The sequence below is a fragment of the Mesorhizobium sp. M7A.F.Ca.CA.002.15.2.1 genome (genome assembly GCF_003998715.1).
Classification (GTDB): domain Bacteria; phylum Pseudomonadota; class Alphaproteobacteria; order Rhizobiales; family Rhizobiaceae; genus Mesorhizobium; species Mesorhizobium ciceri.
Genome location: NZ_RZPI01000664.1, coordinates 1 through 3,021, shown reverse-complemented (window position 1 = coordinate 3,021; position 3,021 = coordinate 1). Strand labels below are relative to the sequence as shown.

4 protein-coding genes are annotated in these 3,021 nt (G+C 64.1%); 3 read left to right on the top strand and 1 reads right to left on the bottom strand.

The genetic code is table 11. From position 1 onward, the window contains the following. Nucleotides 1-705: ABC transporter substrate-binding protein (locus ENZ74_RS27160; protein WP_164761244.1), on the bottom strand; the 705-nt coding region annotated here is incomplete at its 3' end. 179 nt (nucleotides 706-884) lie between these two features. Here ENZ74_RS27160 and ENZ74_RS27155 point away from each other — a divergent pair. From ENZ74_RS27155 to ENZ74_RS27145, 3 genes are all read left to right on the top strand, one after another. After that, nucleotides 885-1,412 (top strand): flavin reductase, encoded by a 528-nt coding sequence (locus tag ENZ74_RS27155; protein ID WP_013532115.1) that lies wholly within the window; start codon nucleotides 885-887, stop codon nucleotides 1,410-1,412. Continuing rightward, on the top strand, nucleotides 1,409-2,338 hold the full coding sequence (locus ENZ74_RS27150) for a MoxR family ATPase (protein WP_013532114.1): 930 nt from the start codon (nucleotides 1,409-1,411) through the stop codon (nucleotides 2,336-2,338). The genes ENZ74_RS27155 and ENZ74_RS27150 overlap by 4 nt, the downstream gene beginning before the upstream one ends. 3 nt (nucleotides 2,339-2,341) lie before the next feature. Continuing rightward, on the top strand, nucleotides 2,342-3,021 hold a 680-nt coding region (locus ENZ74_RS27145; RefSeq protein WP_127313118.1), incomplete at its 3' end, for a VWA domain-containing protein.

Here is a 3,021-nt window from a genome sequence, read left to right as displayed (position 1 = left end):
GCCCGCCTGAAGCTGTGCGGCATCGCGGCCCATGATGGCGATGTCGTCGCCATCGCCGCCGGCAAAGACATGCGTCGCGCCGGCCTTCTTCAGCCGACCGATCATGCCGATCTGATTGTCGAGCTGGGGCCGGAACGTGTCGACGAACACAGGTTTCAGCGCTGCCTGTTCGGCCGCTGCCCGCAACGTCTCGGCGATTTCACGGCCGTAGATGGTGCCGTCGTCGATAATGGCGAACAATTCGTTTTGCCACAGGCGGGTGAGGGCTGACGCGACCGCATTGCGCTCATCGTCGCCGCGTGGTCCGAGGCGATAGACCGGCCAGCCGGTCTTGGCGCGGCGGTCGGTCAGGCTTTCGGTTCGCACGCCAATGGTGATGACCGGAATGTTGGCGTCCTTCAGGATCGGCATCGCCGCCCCGATCGCCTCGGTGCAGAGAAAGCCGATTACGATATTGACCTTGACGGCTGCGAATTCCCTGGCCGCGGCAGCGCCGCCATCGGCGGTGCAGGCGTCATCCACGGTCTTGAGTTCGATGCCGTTCGCTTCGGCGGCCATACCGGTACCGGCCTCGATCTGCTTGCCGAGAATGGCCGATGGTCCCGACAGGGGCGCCGAGACGCCGACCAGCAGCGTCCGGGCATCCGCACCACTGGCCAGGAACAGCCAGAACAGCGCCGCTATTGTTCTTGTCCTGGGTCGCATTCGAGCGATGGGATCCTCCGGGCCGGTCCTACGCTCCCGGCACTGTTGCCGCCAAGACCTAAAGGCTGCCCGGCCTTGGTGCAACACGCGAATTTCGGGATATGGCTCAGGCACTTCGCTTGTGGCGGGCTATGTCTGGCCATATATGTCGATAGGATCCTGACAATGGAAAAAATACGGTGCTGAAGAAGAACGACATTGGGCCGCAGGCCTATCGCGACGCGATGAGCCACTTTGCCGGCCACGTCCATGTGGTCACCACCGACGGGCCGGCCGGCAAGCGCGGCGCGACGGTGATCGCGGCCTGCTCGGTTTCGGACACCCCGCCGACCATTCTGGTCTGTCTCAATCGCGAAAATCCCAAGAACGAACCGTTCGTGAAAAACGGCAGGTTTGCCTTGAACACCCTGGCTTCCCACCAGGAGCCGCTGTCAGTCGGCTTTTCCGGAATCACCGGCTTGCCGGTCGAGGAGCGCTTCGCGCTCGGCGAATGGGACGTGATCTCCACCGGCGCGCCGACGCTGAAGGGTGCGCTCGCCGTGTTCGACTGCGAATTGATCGATACCAAGGACCTGGCCACCCATCGTGTGCTTTTTGGCAAGGTGACAGGCCTGCGGATGGGCGATAATTTGCGGCCGCTGATCTATCACGCCCGCGGCTACCACGTACTGGAAAGCGGAGCGGCGGCGTTCACGGAGAAAGAATGACCGAGCTGAAACCGCGCGCCGCGCCACGGACGATCGACGAGACGCTCGATCTCCTGACCGGTGCGGACTATGTGGCGGACCGGTCGCTGGCGACCGTACTGTTCCTGTCGTTGCGTATGAAGCGGCCGCTTTTCCTTGAGGGCGAGGCCGGCGTCGGCAAGACCGAGATCGCCAAGGTGTTGGCACAGGCGCTCGGCCGCCGGCTGATCCGCCTGCAATGCTATGAAGGCCTTGACGTCTCGTCCGCCGTCTACGAGTGGAACTACGCCGCGCAGATGATCGAGATCCGCATGGAGGAGGCGGCCGGCAAGGTCGAGCGCTCCGCCATGGAGCGCAACGTCTTCTCCGAAAAATACCTGATCCGCCGCCCGGTGCTCGATGCGCTGACCGGCAAGGCGGGGGCTGCCCCGGTTTTCCTGATCGATGAGCTCGACCGCACCGACGAGGCGTTCGAGGCCTTCCTGCTCGAAATCCTGTCCGACTTCCAGGTGACGGTGCCCGAGCTCGGCACCATCAAGGCGGAAGAGCCGCCGATCGTCATCATCACCACCAACCGCACCCGTGAGATCCACGACGCGCTGAAGCGGCGCTGCCTCTATCACTGGGTCGACTATCCCAATGCCGAGCGCGAGTTGGAGATCGTGCGCCGCAAGGTGCCGCAGGCCAACCAGCGCCTTTCGGCCGAAGTGGTCTCCTTCATCCAGAAGCTGCGCCAGATCGAGCTGTTCAAGGTGCCGGGCGTCGCCGAAACCATCGACTGGGCCGGCGCGCTGACCGAGCTCGACAAGGTGGCGCTCGATCCGGAAACCGTCTCCGATACGATCGGCGTGCTGTTGAAATACCAGGACGACATTGCCCGCATCGAACAGGGCGAAGGCCGGCGCATCCTCAACGAGGTGAAGGCCGAGCTTTCGGCGGCGGAGTAGGCGATGCCGCGCCCCGAGCCAAAAGAGGCCATGCCGCACGGGCGGATCGCCGACAACATCGTCTATTTTGCCCGCACCTTGCGCAAGGCGGGCATGCGGGTCGGGCCGGCCTCGGTCAAGGACGCCATCGAGGCGGTGCTCGCCGCGGGCATCGGTTCGCGCGACGATTTCTACTGGACGCTGCACGCCGTGCTGGTGTCGCGGCATGAGGATCACGCCATTTTCGACGAGGCCTTCCGGCTGTTCTGGAAGTCGCGCGAACTGATCGAAAAGATGCTGGCGATGTTTTCGCCGGTGGCGCCCGACACCAGGGAAAAGCAGAAGCCACGCGCCGCTGAAAACCGAGTCAGCCAGGCGATGTTCGAGGGACACCAGAAGAACCAGCCGCCACAGGAAATTCCCGAGATCGAGGTCGACGCCCGCTTCACCTTTTCCGGCAACGAGGTGCTGCGGGCCAAGGATTTTGCCCAGATGAACGCCGCCGAGATGGCCGACGCCAAGAAGGCGATCGCGCAGTTGCGGTTGCCTTTCGACATGGTGCGGACGCGGCGCTTCAAGGCCGATGCGCATGGCCGCCGCATCGATCCGCGCGCCATGATGCGTTCGGCCGCGCGCACCGGCGGCGAACTGATCCTGCCGAAATTCCGCTCAGCCCGCGAGGTTCATCCGCCGCTGGTCGTGTT